Raw genomic sequence first — 13,510 nt, 5'->3', positions numbered from 1 at the left:
GTCCGGTCCGCGCCCGCGTCCGTCAGGGGTGGGCCGCGCGCAACCGGCGCGCGGCGTCGGCGAGGTGCGGGACGTCGGTGCGGGCGGTGCCGAACACCAGCGCGCGCGTCGTGTCGAAGTACCGCCGGGTCAGCCGCTCCCCCAGGTCGGACACGCGCGACCACGGGATGCCGGGCTCGCTCGCGGTGACCCCGGCGGGGAGCACCCGGACCGCCTCACCGATCTCGACCAGGCGCATCCGGACCGCGTCGTGCACCAGGTCCTCGGGCACCCGCTCGTCGTCGATGTAGCGCCGGATCGCCTCGCACGCCCGGATGACGTCGTCGAGGCGGTCGGCAACGGCACGGCGGACACCGCCGGGCTGGGCACTCACAGCGGCACCGCGGTCCGGACGACCCCTGGGCGCATGCCCGCGGCGTCGACCACGTCGACCCGGACCCCGAGCAACCGTTCGGCGGCGTCCTGGATGCGCATCAGCGCGAAGATGCCGAGCCCCGCGTCGACGTCGACCATCAGGTCGACGTCGCTGTCCGGACCGTCCTCACCCCGGGCGACGCTGCCGAAGATGCGGGGATTCCGCCCGCCGAACCGCTGCACGATCTCGAGGAGGTCCTGCCGGGCCGCGACCACGCGCTCGAGGAGCGGCGGGGGTTCCTCGACCGGCTGCAGGTCGATCGTCGTCGTGAAGCCCGCCGCACGGAGCATCCGCTGCAGGGCTGCGAGCGACGGTTCGCGCCGACCGTTCTCGTACGTGCTGATGACGCTCTGCGTGACGCCGGCGCGCTGGGCGAGCTGGACCTGGGTCAGTTCGGCGCGTTCACGGGCGTCGCGGATGAGCACCGCGGCCGACAGTGGCGGGGCGGACCGTGGGGGAACAGCGGACATGCTGCAACGATACACAGCATCCAACATTTCGTCCGCCGCCGGAGCGGCGCACGCTCAGCGGAGGTCGGAGACGTCCGCCCGGAGGAAGTTCTGCGCCGAGCGCGACGCGGTCGGGCCGCGCTGACCCTGGTAGCGGGACTGGTACTCGGCGGAACCGTAGGGCTTCTCGGCCGGGCTCGACAGCTGGAAGAAGCACAGCTGTCCGATCTTCATCCCCGGCCACAGCTTGATGGGCAGCGTCGCGACGTTCGACAGCTCGAGCGTCACGTGCCCGGAGAACCCGGGGTCGATGAAGCCCGCGGTCGAGTGGGTCAGGAGGCCGAGGCGACCGAGCGAGCTCTTGCCCTCGAGCCGAGCGGCGATGTCGTCGGGCAGCGTCACGACCTCGAACGTGGAGCCGAGGACGAACTCGCCCGGGTGCAGCACGAACGCCTCGTCCGGGTCGGTCTCGACCAGACGGGTCAGGTCGGGCTGGTCCACCGCGGGATCGATGTGCGGGTACTTGTGGTTGTCGAACAGCCGGAAGAACTTGTCGAGCCGGACGTCGATGCTCGACGGCTGCACGAGCGAGGCGTCGTACGGGTCGAGGCCGATCCGGCCTGCAGCGAGCTGGGCGGTGATGTCGCGGTCGGAGAGCAGCACGGACGAAGCCTAGCGGCAGCGGGCGTCGCGCCGGTATGCTGCCAGGCTGCCCACCGTCCGGGCGGGCGGCGTTCGGAGCAGTGATGACCACGTACACCGTCGACGAGATCACGGTGCCCGCCACCATGGACGACGACCCGGCGACCGTCGCGACCTTCGCCGAGTGGCTCGCGGTGTCCGACGGCGCCGAAGCCGCCGTGCACGGGCTGCACGAGTTGGCCTGGACGCCGGAGGAGTACCTGCCGCTGTGCCGCGAGCCGGGCGCCCCGAGCCGGCTCGTCGTCGCCCGAGACGACCGCGGCACCGTCGTCGGTGCGGGCTCGTACGACACGAAGCAGGAGCCCGGCACCACCAACTGCTGGCTGTCGGTCGGCGTCGTCCCCGAGCACCAGCGCCGCGGTGTCGGGACGCTGCTCGCCGACCACCTGGAGTCGATGGCCCGCGCCGACGGCCGCACGCAGTGGAAGACGTACGCCGTCTCGCGGCAGGTCGGGCCCGCGTCCGGTCCCGGGTACGTGCAGGCCCCGACGGGGTTCGGCGCCGTCCCGGAGGACGAGGCCGCGGTGCGGTTCCTGACCGCCCGCGGCTGGCACTTCGGCCAGGTGAACCGGATCAGCCGGCTCCCGCTGCCCGCCGACGCATCCGTGGTGCGCGGACTGCACGAGCGGGCGTCTGCTGCCGCCGGTCCCGAGTACCGCGTGCACGCCTGGACCGGTCGCACGCCGGAGCAGTGGCTCGACGGCATCGCCCTGCTCGAGACCCGGATGAGCACCGACGCGCCCGCCGGGGACATGGAGGAGCCCGAGGACGTCTGGACCGCCGAACGACTCCGGGAGCACGAGGACGAGCTCGCCCGGGCACCGCGCACCCTGCTCACCGTGGCCGTCGAGCACGTGCCGACGACCACCCTGGCCGGTTTCACGCAGCTGTCCGTGCCGGACGACCCCGCACGGCCGGCACAGCAGTGGGACACCCTGGTGCTCCGCGAGCACCGCGGCCACCGGCTCGGCTGGCTGCTCAAGGTCGTCGGGATCCAGGAGCTCGAGCGGCGGTTCCCGGGGCGTCCCTCGATCATCACGTTCAACGCGGAGGAGAACCGCCACATGCTCGACGTGAACGAGGCCGTCGGGTTCGTCGGCGTCGGCTGCGAGGGCATCTGGGAACGGCGGGTCTGAGCGCGCATCCGAGGGGCCGCCGTCCAGCCGACACGCCTACGATTGGACGGTCATGACCGTCACGTCACCCGAAACCCAGCCCACGGGGTCAGCGCCGGACGCCGCCCCCACCACCGGGCGCTCGTCCACCGTCGCGACGGTCCTCGTCATCGCGATCCCGCTGGCCGTCGCGTGCTCGATCCTCGGGCTGACGATCACCGGTGCCTTCAGCGCGAGTCAGCAGCTGGTGTCCGCCGGCGAGGTCGTCGAGTACGGCCTGCCGATCGCCCGCGTCGTGCACGACACGATGGCGGCGCTGACCATCGGGCTCCTCATCGTCGCCGCCTTCGCGCTGCCCGCGCAGAAGAAGGACCACGGTGCCCTGTCCAGCGTGCAGCACCGCGCGACCCGGTGGGCTGCAGCGACCGGCGCCGTCTGGTTCCTGGCCGCCGCGGTGAGCATCGTCCTGACCGGCGCGAACACCCTCGGTGTCCCGCTCACCAGTCCGGTGTTCGCCCGCAACTTCATGCTCTTCGCGTTCCAGGTCGAGATCGGCCAGGCGCTCGTGGTGTCGGCTGCCGCGATCCTCGTCGCCACGGTGGTCGCCGCCTTCGCCACCCGGGTGACGACCCTGGCGTTCGCCACCGTGATCGGCCTGTTCGCCCTGCTCCCCCTGGCCCTGTCCGGGCACGCCGCCGGGTCGCTCGAGCACGCGAACGCGGTGAACTCGCTCGCGATCCACCTGGTCGGGGTGTGCGTGTGGGCCGGCGGCCTGGTCGCCGTGGTCCTGCTCCGCACCCGCACCAAGGGCGCGACCGGACGCGTGATCGCCCGGTACTCGACGCTCGCCGGCTGGTCGTTCGGGGCCGTGGCGTTCTCCGGCATCGTCAACGCGTCGCTCCGCCTGACCGGCCCGCTCGACCTGTTCACGACCACGTACGGCTGGCTCATCACCGTCAAGGCGCTCATCCTCGTGCTGCTCGGCGTCGCGGGCATCGTGCAGCGCCGGAAGCTCGTACCCGGGCTCCTCCGCGCGCCGCTCGACCGCCGCCTGTTCACCCGGTTCGCCCTGGCCGAGATCGTGTTCATGGCCGTGGCCATCGGCGTCTCGGTCGCCGTGTCCCGCTCGCAGCCGCCGATCCCGCAGACCCCCGCGACGGGCGAGGACACCCGCTCCGGCCTGATCGGGTTCCCATTCCCGCCGGCACAGACCACGCAGACCTACCTGACCCAGTGGCACATCGACTGGGTGTGGCTCGGCCTGGCCGTCGTCGGGGCCGTCTGGTACCTGCTGGCGGTGCGCAAGCTCCGGAAGCGCGGCGACGCCTGGCCCGTCGGGCGCACCATCGCCTGGCTGATCGGCTGCGCCCTGTTCATCTGGACCACGTCGGCCGGCCCCGCCGTGTACGGCATGATCCACTTCTCGTCGCACATGCTCCAGCACATGCTCCTGATGATGTTCGTCCCGCTGCCGCTCGTGCTCGGCGGCCCGGTGCTGCTCGCGCTCCGCACTCTGCCGGTCCGGAACGACGGCTCACGCGGCGCCCGCGAGTGGCTCATGCTCTTCGTGCACTCCCGCTGGATGCAGTTCCTCGGCAAGCCCGCCGTCGCCGGGATCATCTTCGCCGGGTCCCTCGTGGTGTTCTACTTCACGCCGGCGTACCAGGCCGCGATGCAGTCGCACGAGTGGCACGTCGCGATGATCATCCACTTCGTCCTGAGCGGCTACCTGTTCTTCTGGGTCTTCGTCGGTGTCGACCCGGGCCCGCAGCGCCCGCCGTACCCGATGCTCATCATCACCCTGCTGGCCACCCTGGCGTTCCACGCGTTCTTCGGCGTCGCGGTCATGACGTCGCAGTCGGTGTTCGCGGTCGACTGGTTCCACGCGCTGGGCCAGACGAACGACGCCGCACTGCTCGACGACCAGCACACCGGCGGCGGCATCGCCTGGGGTGCGTCGGAGCTCCCGATGGTGTTCGTGGCCCTGCTCGTCGTCCGGAACTGGATGCGCTCGGACAAGCGCGACGCGAAGCGCCTCGACCGCAAGGCCGACCGGGACGGTGACGCCGACCTCAAGGCGTACAACGAGCGCCTGGCGGCGATGAGCAAGCGGGACTGACCCGCAGCACCGGTCACACGGCGGGCGCCGCCTCGGTCAGTCCCCGTGGACGATGCAGACCGCGTCCAGGTCCATCGCGGCCTCGAGCGCGGCCGAGATCCCCGATTCCCCGTCGGGGCCGGCGGGGGTCACGGTGTCGACCCACCACAGCGGTGTCGCCAGGGTCGGGGCGTCCGGCAGGATCCGCTCGACCTCGTCGAAGGAGTCCACTCGGCGCACGCCGAGCACGGTGATCACCGGGTGGGTGGCGTCACGGCAGACCTGCATCATCGGGCCGTCGTCGAGCGCCCGGACACCCCAGGTCTCGTCGTGCAGCAGGAGCGCCTCCGCCACCTCGCGCGTCTCCACCGGCTGGCGGCAGAGGATGGTGACGTCACGCGGCACCCTGACCGCCCACCATCCGGTCGTCGCGGACGTGGCCGTCGAGCGTGCCCTCGTCGTGCGCGGGGTCGAGCGGTGCGCCGCCGACCAGCTGCAGGAAGCGGTCCTCGTCGATGCGGTCGAGGAACGACTCGAGCGCTTCCCAGCCGTCCTCGAAGCGGACGATCATGCCGCCGTCGTCAGCGGCGTCGGCATCCGGACGGGCGGCCGAGCCTGAGCCGGCTGCGAAGGTCGCGGTGGTGGTGCGCGGTGGCGGCCAGACGCCGTCGCGGTCCAGGAAGCCGGCGGCCTCGGGGCCCACGACGACGGCGAGCGGCGACGGTTCGCCGTGCGAGACGGCCCGGACCAGGTGGTCGGCGTCGCCGCGGCGCTGCATGACGACGCCGAACACGGGGACGACCTGGTCGGCGACCCGCTGCACGGCGTCGAACATCCGGTTCGCCAGGCCCGGGTCGGTGTTCTCCTCGGGCACGGTGAGCACGGCGGACATCGTCTCGACGACGACTCCGCCGACCAGGTGCGCGGTCATCGTCGCGGAGAACCCCTCGCCGACGGCGTACGAGGTCGAGATGCCGGGCGCCTCGTGCTTCGCGTACTGCGTGACGACCCAGCGGTCCCACGGCACGGTGAGCGGTTCGGCGGTGCCCCACCGGGTCGGGCAGGTGCCGACGGTGTGGCACAGCGCCTCGATCGCGGAGCCCATGTCGACCGCGCGGCCGGGGTGGTGGCGGAGGGTCAGGTCGATGCTGATCTGTCGCACCGAGTCGGCCGAGACGGGGTGCTCGGGCGACGGGGTGCCCACGAGTTCGGGGCCGCGGTGCACGAAGTCCTCGATGTCCGATGCGGCGACGCCGGTCCGGCCGTCACGCAGCGTGCCGTCGAAGTCGGACACCGCCCACGCGGCGCCGTACGCGCCGAGCGCGTGCCGGAGTGCCGGGGTGATCGCCGCGGCCCGGCCGGTGCGGAGCACGACCGTCCGTCCGGCGTCCGCCGACCGACGGAGCAGCGAGGCGAGCGCGTCCGTCAGCCACACGACGGGCGAGGCGGACTCGACCACGATCGCCGAGCCGACCACGTCGTCGATGAGGGGATGCCTGACCATCCGGGTCCTCCTCGGTTCGGGGCTGGAACTCCCTGGACGGTACACACGGGGGCGACACCTGTCCGTCAGGCTCGCACCCTCACAGCGGAGACTCGGGAGGCGCGACACGCGCCCGCGAGACGGCGTACGGTGCGCGGTCGGCTGGCTTCCAGGCGAGAATCCGCTAGGCTTGCCGAGTCCCGTTCTGCGGGGCGCGCGAGTGTAGTTCAATGGTAGAACTCCAGCTTCCCAAGCTGGTAGCGCGGGTTCGATTCCCGTCACTCGCTCCGTCGGACGTACGCTCGCCGCATGTCCTCCTCCTCCGGTTCCCCCGAACACAGCGCACCCGTGGTCGTCATCGGTGCCGGGGTCGTCGGCGCCGCGACCGCGTACGCCCTCACCGCCCACGGCGAGCGCGTCCTGCTCGTGGAACAGCACGCCCGCGGCCACCACCTCGGTTCCTCGCACGGTGCGACCCGGATCTTCCGGCAGGGCTACGCCGACCCCGAGTACGTCGCGCTGACCACCCGGGCGCTCGAACTGTGGGGAGCGCTCGAGGCCGCTGCCGGCGAGGAGCTCATCGTCCGCACGGGTGCCGTCGACCACGGTCGGCCCGAGGTCGTCGACGCGATCGCCGCGGCCCTCGCCGACGCGGACATCCCCCACGAGTCACTCACGCCGGAGCAGGCGGCAGCACGTTGGCCCGGCATCGCGTTCGAGGGGCACGTGCTGACCCACCCGTCGGCAGGACGCATCCGCTCGGACCGGACGATCGAGGTGTTCCTGACGCTGGCCGAAGCGACCGGTCTCGCCGACCTGCGGTTCGACACCCGGGTCACCGGGCTCGAGGACCACGGTGACGACGTCACCGTGACGCTGTCCGACGGCAGCGCGGTCCGCACCGCGTCCGTGGTGGCCGCGGTGGGCTCGTGGGCCCCCACGCTGGTCGGCGAGCTGCTCGCCGGACGCGGGGCGGGCCTCCCGGCCATCCGCGTGACCCAGGAGCAGCCGGCCCACTTCCCCAGCCACCTGCCGGACGCGGCCTGGCCGAGCTTCGTGCACTGGGCCGACGGCGACGACGTGTACGGGCTGCTGACGCCGGGTGAGGGCGTCAAGGTCGGGTTCCACGGCACCGGGCCGGTCGTCGACCCGGACCACCGGGACTTCACTCCCGTGCCGGCCGAGGCCGAGCGACTGCAGGCGTACGTCGCTCGGTACGTGCCGGGGGTCGACGCGACGAAGCCGACGTTCATCAGCTGCCTGTACGACAACTCCCCCGACGAGGACTTCGTCATCGACCGGGTCGGACCGCTGACCGTGGCGACGGGGTTCTCCGGGCACGGCTTCAAGTTCGCGCCGCTGCTCGGCGAGATGCTCGCGGACCTCGCCATGGGCGGCGTGCCGCATCCGCGCTTCGCACTGCCGGAGCCGGCGCCCGCGTCCTGACGCCAGCGCGCGATCGTTCGCGAGACGCCGGCGTGTTCGTTCGACGCCGTCATGTCGTCGAGACGCCGCCGAATCCGGAGGCGTCTCGCGGACGACGCGGCGTCCTGCGCACACATCGGCGTCTCACTCCCGCGCACACGCCGTCGTGTTCTGCACACGCCGGCGTCTCGCGACCGGCCGCTACGGTGGGAGCCGTGCGCATCATCGTGGCTCCGGACTCGTTCAAGGGCACCGCGACGGCGGCGTCGATCGCTGCGGCGGTCCGCGACGGCTGGCTGACCGAACGCCCCGACGACGACGTGGTGCTCGTCCCGATGGCCGACGGCGGCGAGGGCACGCTCGACGCCTTCGAGACCGCCGTCCCCGCATCAGTCCGGGTCCCCGTCACCGTCACCGGGCCGGCCGGCACGCCGGTCGACACCCACTGGCTGCGGCTGCCCGACGGCCGCGCGGTGGTGGAGCTCGCGGCGACGAGCGGCCTCCCCCTGCTCGACGCACCGATGCCGGAGACGGCGACGAGCCGCGGGTTCGGCGAGGCGATCGCCGCCGCGCTCGACGCCGGGGCCACGGGACTCGTGCTCGGCATCGGGGGCAGCGCGTCCACCGACGGTGGGCGACCGGTGCTCGAGGCGCTCGGACTCGACAGCGAAGGAGCCGACACCGACGGCCTCCGGGCACTCCCCCCGCTCGGCGTCACCGTGCTCACCGACGTGACCTCTCCGCTGCTCGGTCCGACCGGTGCCGCAGCCGTCTTCGGCCCGCAGAAGGGCATCACGCCCGACCGTGTGGCGTCCTTCGACGACCGGCTCGCCACCTGGGCCGCGCGGTTCCCCGACGTCGACCCGGACACCCCGGGTGCCGGAGCCGCCGGCGGTGTCGGGTTCGGCCTGCTGGTGTGGGGCGCCACGCTCGCCGGTGGGGCCGCGGCCCTCGCCGAGGTCCTCGGTTTGCCGGCGCTGCTCGAGGGGTCCGACGTGAACGGGGCCGGTGGAGCGAACGGGGCCGACGTCGTGATCAGCGGCGAAGGGCGCTTCGACGGGCAGAGCGCCGTCGGCAAGGTGCCCTCGGTGGTCCGCGACCTGACCGCGGCGCACGCTCCCGGAGCCCGCTCGATGCTCGTCGCCGGCGCGATCGAGGCCCCGCTCGACGACTACACGGCCGCCGCGTCGCTCACCGTGCTCGCGACGCAGACCACCGGCGAGCCCGACGACGCCCTCGCCGACCCGCTGCGCTTCGCCACGATCGCCGGGCAGCGGCTGGCCCGGCTCGCCTGAGCGAGCAGAACGCCGCGACGCGCCCGTCCGCGGGCACAGGGGTGTCCTGGTTGTACCTCCCACCCGGCCGCGGCTGCGCGCACACTGGTTCCGGGCCGGAACCGGCCCGCAACGCACCACCCCACGAGGAGATCATTGCGCACCGTCAACGCGTACGCGGCACCGTCAGCGACCGAGCCGCTCGTCAAGACCACCATCACCCGTCGGGACGTCGGCCCGGACGACGTCGCGATCGACATCGCCTACGCCGGCATCTGCCACTCGGACATCCACACCGTCCGCGGTGAGTGGGGCCCCATCCAGTACCCGCAGGTCGTCGGCCACGAGATCGTCGGCCACGTGACCGAGGTCGGCGAGAACGTCACCAAGCACAAGGTCGGCGACCGCGTCGGCGTCGGCTGCATGGTGAACTCGTGCGGCGAGTGCGAGAACTGCGTCGCCGGCCAGGAGCAGTACTGCCTCAAGGGCAACATCGGCACCTACGCCAGCGTCGACCCGGCCGACGGCTCGATCACCCAGGGCGGCTACTCGCAGGCCGTCGTGGTGAACGAGGACTTCGTCCTCCGTGTCCCCGAGTCGCTCGACATCGAGAAAGTCGCGCCGCTGCTCTGCGCCGGCATCACCACCTACTCGCCGCTGCACCACTGGAACGCCGGCCCCGGCACCAAGGTCGCCGTCGTCGGCATGGGCGGGCTCGGTCACATGGCCGTCAAGATCGCCGTCGCGCTCGGCGCCGAGGTCACCGTCCTGTCGCAGACCACCTCGAAGCAGGAGGACTCGCTCCGCTACGGCGCGAAGGCCCACTACGCGACGAAGGACCCGGAGACGTTCGAGAAGCTCGCGAACTCCTTCGAGCTGATCATCAACACCGTCTCGGCGAAGATCCCGATGGGCGCCTACCTGGGCCTGCTCAAGGTCGACGGCACGCTCGTCAACGTGGGCGCTCCGTCCGAGCCGCTCGAGGTGCCGGCCTTCGCGCTCATCCCGCGTCGGCTCAGCTGGGCGGGTTCCGCCATCGGCGGCATCCAGGAGACCCAGGAGATGCTCGACTTCTGCGCCGAGCACGGGATCCTCCCGGAGACCGAGCTCATCAGCGCCGACCAGATCAACGAGGCCTACGAGCGCGTGCTGTCCTCGGACGTCCGCTACCGCTTCGTGATCGACGCGGCCACGCTGGCGTAGTCGCCACCACCTGAACGACTGGAGGCCCGGTACCAGCTGGTACCGGGCCTCCAGTCTGTCGTCTCGGTTCCGTCAGCCGACCTCGTCACCGGACGGCAGCGCGCCGCACCAGTCGACGGAGCCCGCGTCGATGCTCGCCTCGAGCGCGCCGGAGGCCGCGTCGACGATGCTCACGAGCTCGCCGGTCGCCGACTTCGTCGCGACCGCGACGAACTGGCTGTTCGGGGACGGGCAGACCGCGGTGACGCTCGCGTCGTCGGGGATCGTCACCGGCAGCCGGGAGGCCCGTCCCCCGTCCACACGCACGATCCGTGCCGCGATGGTGCCGTCCGACCGCACGTCCCCCAGCACCCGCAGGTACGTGTCGTCGGACAGCTGGGCGATGCGGCCGAGGACGGCCGCATCGGTGCTCGCGGCGGGCGCCTGCAGCGCCGACTTCGACCCGTCGGTCAGGTCCAGCCGCTCGATCCCGGTGCCCGTCTCGACGACGGCGGTGGTGCCGGTGCCGACGAAACCGTGCAGGTAGGTGGCGCTGCCGAGCCGGACCGGGTCGGCACGCCCGCTCAGGTCGACGAGCACCAGGTCGTCGCTGCCCGTCCGGACCAGTGCGCTCTCGGTGCGCGGCACGTAGGCCCACTGCCCGACCGTCATCGGCACGGCCCCCGTCTTCGGCTTGCCGTTCGCCGCGATCGCCGTGGGCATGTGCGTGCCCGTCATGTCGACCACGTACAGGCCGGTGTTCCGGGACTGCCCGGTCGAGGTGTCGGCGTACTCGAACCCGAACGAGGCACCGTCGTCGGCGACGTGGAGCGCCGTGACGCGACCCTCGGCGGTCGGCAGGGTGAGGTGTTCGACGGGGGCGTCGGCGTCCTGCACACCACCGCTCAGCGCCACGATGTCCACGGACGAGCTGGCGTCCGTGCCGCTCACGACCACCAGGGAGCGGCCGAGCCGGGCGTACTCGGAGATCGCGGTGCCCTCGTAGACGGTGGTGGCGCCGCCCGCGTCGAGGGATCGCCGGACGATGCGGTCCTTCGCCCCGGCCTGCCCCGGCACGAGCGCGAGCACGTCGGTGCTGCCCGTGCGGATCGCCGCCGTCAGGTCGGACGTGGCACGCTGCCCGGGTGCCCGCACGCCCGCGACCGTCACGGTGTACTCGCGGTCGTAGGCCAGTGGTCCGGCGAACTCGACGGCGATGGTGTTGCCGCTCGAGGTCACGGTGTGCGCCGCAGCCGGGCTGACCCGGACGTCGGCGGCGGCGACCTTCTGCAGCGCCTGGTTCGCCGTCAGGATCACCCGCTGGGCCGGACGGGTGACGAGACCGGTCGCGTCGTAGGACACGTCGCGGAGCCGCGGGCCCTGCTGCGAGCCGACGACCGCGGCGAGCGCGGCGACCACGGCGAGGACCACCACGACGGCGACGTACCGGCGGTGGAAGCGGTGTGCGACGGGGCGGCGCTCGCGGCGCTGGTCACCGTGGTGCTGGTCTCCGCGGCGCTCAGAACTCATACGGGTCCTCGGGCTGCGCGATGTCGGTGATCTTCGCGGCCTTCACGACGATGCGGGCGTCGGCGGACTGGTCGGGGTTGGCGGCCAGGGCTCCGCGGACGGTGACCCACTGGCCCTCGTCGGGGACGGTCCCGGTGCCGTCGCCGTCGCCGGTCACGACACCGAGGCCGACCGGTTGTGCGTCCACGGCGCAGCAGCTGATCACGAAGCGGGTGAGGGTGAAGGACCCGTCGTCGCCCGGCACCACGAAGCCCGTCAGTTCGACCTGCTTGCCGACCAGGGCCGTGGTGTCCGTGGTCTGCCGGATCAGCGCGGCCCAGTCCTTGACGCCGTACTCCGAGGTGTCGACGCCCTCGCTGCCGAGCAGCTGCACCGCGGACTCCGAGCCGGTGGCGTTGGACAGGGTCGCGGAGTCCACGCTCCGCTGCTGGGCGGTGCGGGCGGACAGCGTCGTCGGGGGCAGGACGAGCATCGCGACGGTGACACCGATCGTGACGACGGCGGCGGCTCCGCCGAGGGCGAGGCGGACGGCGCTACGACGGCCTCCCGTCCGCTGCTGCTGGTGCAGATCGAGGTCGTCCTCGTCGTCGCCGTGGGTGTGGCCGTGGCCCCGGGCGATGACGACGAGTGCGGCGACCGACGCGGGCACCCCGACGGCGGCGAGCACGACCGTGAACACCGAGTACCGCGGGTTGATGTACAGGTCGAGGTGCCCGACCAGCGCGAGCCACAGCGTGCAGAGGGCGGCGGCCAGCACCGACCCGAGACCCAGGTACGCGGCCGCGTTGCTGCGTGCATCAGACGAGGACATTCATCACCAACCCGACGGCTCCGGCGAACAGGACGCACACGACGGACAGCAGCACCAGGAAGCGGACCCGGAACGTCGTGCGCAGCAGGGCGATCATCTTGACGTCGATGATCGGCCCGATGATCAGGAAGGCCGTGATCGACCCGGGCAGGAACGTCGACGCGAAGGACAGCGCGAAGAAGGCGTCGACGTTCGAGCAGAGCGACACCGTCATCGCCAGCAGCATCATCGCCGCGACGGATAGCACCGGGTTCGAGCCGACGGCCACCAGGGTCGATCGGGGCACGGCGACCTGGATCGCCGCGGCCAGGCCGGCACCGACGAACAGTGCCGGCATCATCGTCGCCGTCTCGCCGCCGAACTGCGCGGCGCTCTGCCGCCAGCGGTGCAGGCCGCGGGGCGCTCCGACGGCCGCACGGCACCGGGCCTCGAAGGCGGGCAGCAGCAGGTCGGCCGGACGGCGGTGCGCGGCGACGATCCAGCCGACGAGGTTCGCGATGACGAACCCGCCGACGATGCGCACCGGCAGGATCCACCCGGACCAACCGAACGCCTGCGCGGTGCTGATGATGACGAGCGGGTTGAGGATCGGGGCCGCGACGAGGAACGTGACGGCCTCGGCCGGCGTGAACCCACGCATCATCAGGCCGCGGGCGAGGGGCACGTTGCCGCACTCGCACACCGGGAAGAGCATGCCGATCAGGGAGATCACGGCGCGACGGCCGAAGGCGTTCTGCGGCAGGACCTTCTCGAGCGCGCCGACCGGCACCCAGACCTCGACGACGATCGACAGCACGATGCCGAGCACCACGAACGGCAGGGACTCGACGACGACGCTGATCGCCAGTGTGAGGAAGTCCTGCACGACGTCCGGCAGCCCGGTCGACCCGATGCTCGGGGAGAACAGCCGGATGCCCAGCAGGACGACGACGGCGAGCAGCACCAGGCCGGGGCCGGTGAGGCTCCGGGTGCGCTGCGGCGGCCGCGTGGTCGTCGTCACCGGGACAGGATAGGTGACGCCTCCTG

At 72.3% G+C, this 13,510-nt stretch carries 13 protein-coding genes and 1 tRNA gene; 6 read left to right on the top strand and 8 right to left on the bottom strand.

Going from position 1 to position 13,510, the window contains the following annotated elements:
- Positions 1–22 precede the first annotated feature (22 nt).
- Genes DEJ11_RS02200 through dcd form a run of 3 tightly spaced genes read right to left on the bottom strand, consistent with a single transcriptional unit; the run spans position 23 to position 1,527 of the window.
- Complete coding sequence (locus DEJ11_RS02200; RefSeq protein WP_111033041.1) at positions 23–373, bottom strand: HepT-like ribonuclease domain-containing protein; 351 nt, start codon at positions 371–373, stop codon at positions 23–25.
- Positions 370–885: a helix-turn-helix domain-containing protein gene (locus tag DEJ11_RS02195; protein WP_111029679.1), complete on the bottom strand. Its 516-nt coding sequence runs from the start codon at positions 883–885 to the stop codon at positions 370–372. Before DEJ11_RS02195 ends, DEJ11_RS02200 begins: the two co-directional genes overlap by 4 nt.
- A 54-nt stretch (positions 886–939) precedes the next feature.
- Positions 940–1,527, bottom strand: a complete 588-nt coding sequence (gene dcd / locus DEJ11_RS02190; RefSeq protein ID WP_111104733.1) for a dCTP deaminase — start codon at positions 1,525–1,527, stop codon at positions 940–942.
- 83 nt (positions 1,528–1,610) lie between these two features.
- On the opposite strand from dcd, the gene DEJ11_RS02185 reads away from it, so the two are divergent.
- Positions 1,611–2,702 (top strand): GNAT family N-acetyltransferase, encoded by a 1,092-nt coding sequence (locus DEJ11_RS02185; protein ID WP_111104730.1) that lies wholly within the window; start codon positions 1,611–1,613, stop codon positions 2,700–2,702.
- Between the two features lie 52 nt (positions 2,703–2,754).
- Positions 2,755–4,800 carry a bifunctional copper resistance protein CopD/cytochrome c oxidase assembly protein gene (locus DEJ11_RS02180; protein ID WP_111104727.1) on the top strand — a complete coding sequence of 682 codons (2,046 nt, stop codon included), beginning with the start codon at positions 2,755–2,757 and terminating at the stop codon, positions 4,798–4,800.
- A gap of 36 nt (positions 4,801–4,836) precedes the next feature.
- Here DEJ11_RS02180 and DEJ11_RS02175 read toward each other — a convergent pair whose 3' ends face one another.
- A complete protein-coding gene (locus DEJ11_RS02175) occupies positions 4,837–5,148 on the bottom strand; it encodes a hypothetical protein (RefSeq protein WP_146243392.1) in 312 nt (103 codons plus the stop codon).
- Positions 5,149–5,173: 25 nt separating this feature from the next.
- The gene (locus tag DEJ11_RS02170) at positions 5,174–6,283 is read right to left on the bottom strand and encodes a DUF6177 family protein (protein ID WP_071404923.1); all 1,110 of its coding nucleotides are present in this window, start codon (positions 6,281–6,283) and stop codon (positions 5,174–5,176) included.
- Between the two features lie 195 nt (positions 6,284–6,478).
- Here DEJ11_RS02170 and DEJ11_RS02165 point away from each other — a divergent pair.
- From DEJ11_RS02165 to DEJ11_RS02150, 4 genes are all read left to right on the top strand, one after another.
- Positions 6,479–6,549: transfer RNA gene (locus DEJ11_RS02165), tRNA-Gly, on the top strand.
- 22 nt (positions 6,550–6,571) lie between these two features.
- The gene (locus DEJ11_RS02160) at positions 6,572–7,708 is read left to right on the top strand and encodes an FAD-dependent oxidoreductase (protein ID WP_111104724.1); all 1,137 of its coding nucleotides are present in this window, start codon (positions 6,572–6,574) and stop codon (positions 7,706–7,708) included.
- A gap of 194 nt (positions 7,709–7,902) precedes the next feature.
- Positions 7,903–8,982, top strand: a complete 1,080-nt coding sequence (locus tag DEJ11_RS02155) for a glycerate kinase (RefSeq protein ID WP_111104721.1) — start codon at positions 7,903–7,905, stop codon at positions 8,980–8,982.
- Positions 8,983–9,117: 135 nt separating this feature from the next.
- Positions 9,118–10,164 carry an NAD(P)-dependent alcohol dehydrogenase gene (locus tag DEJ11_RS02150; protein ID WP_071404920.1) on the top strand — a complete coding sequence of 349 codons (1,047 nt, stop codon included), beginning with the start codon at positions 9,118–9,120 and terminating at the stop codon, positions 10,162–10,164.
- A 72-nt stretch (positions 10,165–10,236) separates the two neighbouring features.
- Here DEJ11_RS02150 and DEJ11_RS02145 read toward each other — a convergent pair whose 3' ends face one another.
- Genes DEJ11_RS02145 through DEJ11_RS02135 form a run of 3 tightly spaced genes read right to left on the bottom strand, consistent with a single transcriptional unit; the run spans position 10,237 to position 13,484 of the window.
- Entirely contained in the window at positions 10,237–11,673 is a 1,437-nt protein-coding gene (locus tag DEJ11_RS02145) for a hypothetical protein (protein WP_111104718.1), read from the bottom strand.
- On the bottom strand, positions 11,663–12,484 hold the full coding sequence (locus DEJ11_RS02140; protein ID WP_111104715.1) for a TIGR03943 family putative permease subunit: 822 nt from the start codon (positions 12,482–12,484) through the stop codon (positions 11,663–11,665). The genes DEJ11_RS02145 and DEJ11_RS02140 overlap by 11 nt, the downstream gene beginning before the upstream one ends.
- A complete protein-coding gene (locus DEJ11_RS02135) occupies positions 12,471–13,484 on the bottom strand; it encodes a permease (RefSeq protein ID WP_071246228.1) in 1,014 nt (337 codons plus the stop codon). Before DEJ11_RS02135 ends, DEJ11_RS02140 begins: the two co-directional genes overlap by 14 nt.
- Positions 13,485–13,510: the final 26 nt, after the last annotated feature.

Source organism: Curtobacterium sp. MCLR17_058 (assembly GCF_003234705.2).
In the GTDB taxonomy this organism is placed as follows: Bacteria; Actinomycetota; Actinomycetes; order Actinomycetales; family Microbacteriaceae; genus Curtobacterium; species Curtobacterium flaccumfaciens.
This window is presented reverse-complemented; position numbering and strand designations above follow the sequence as displayed.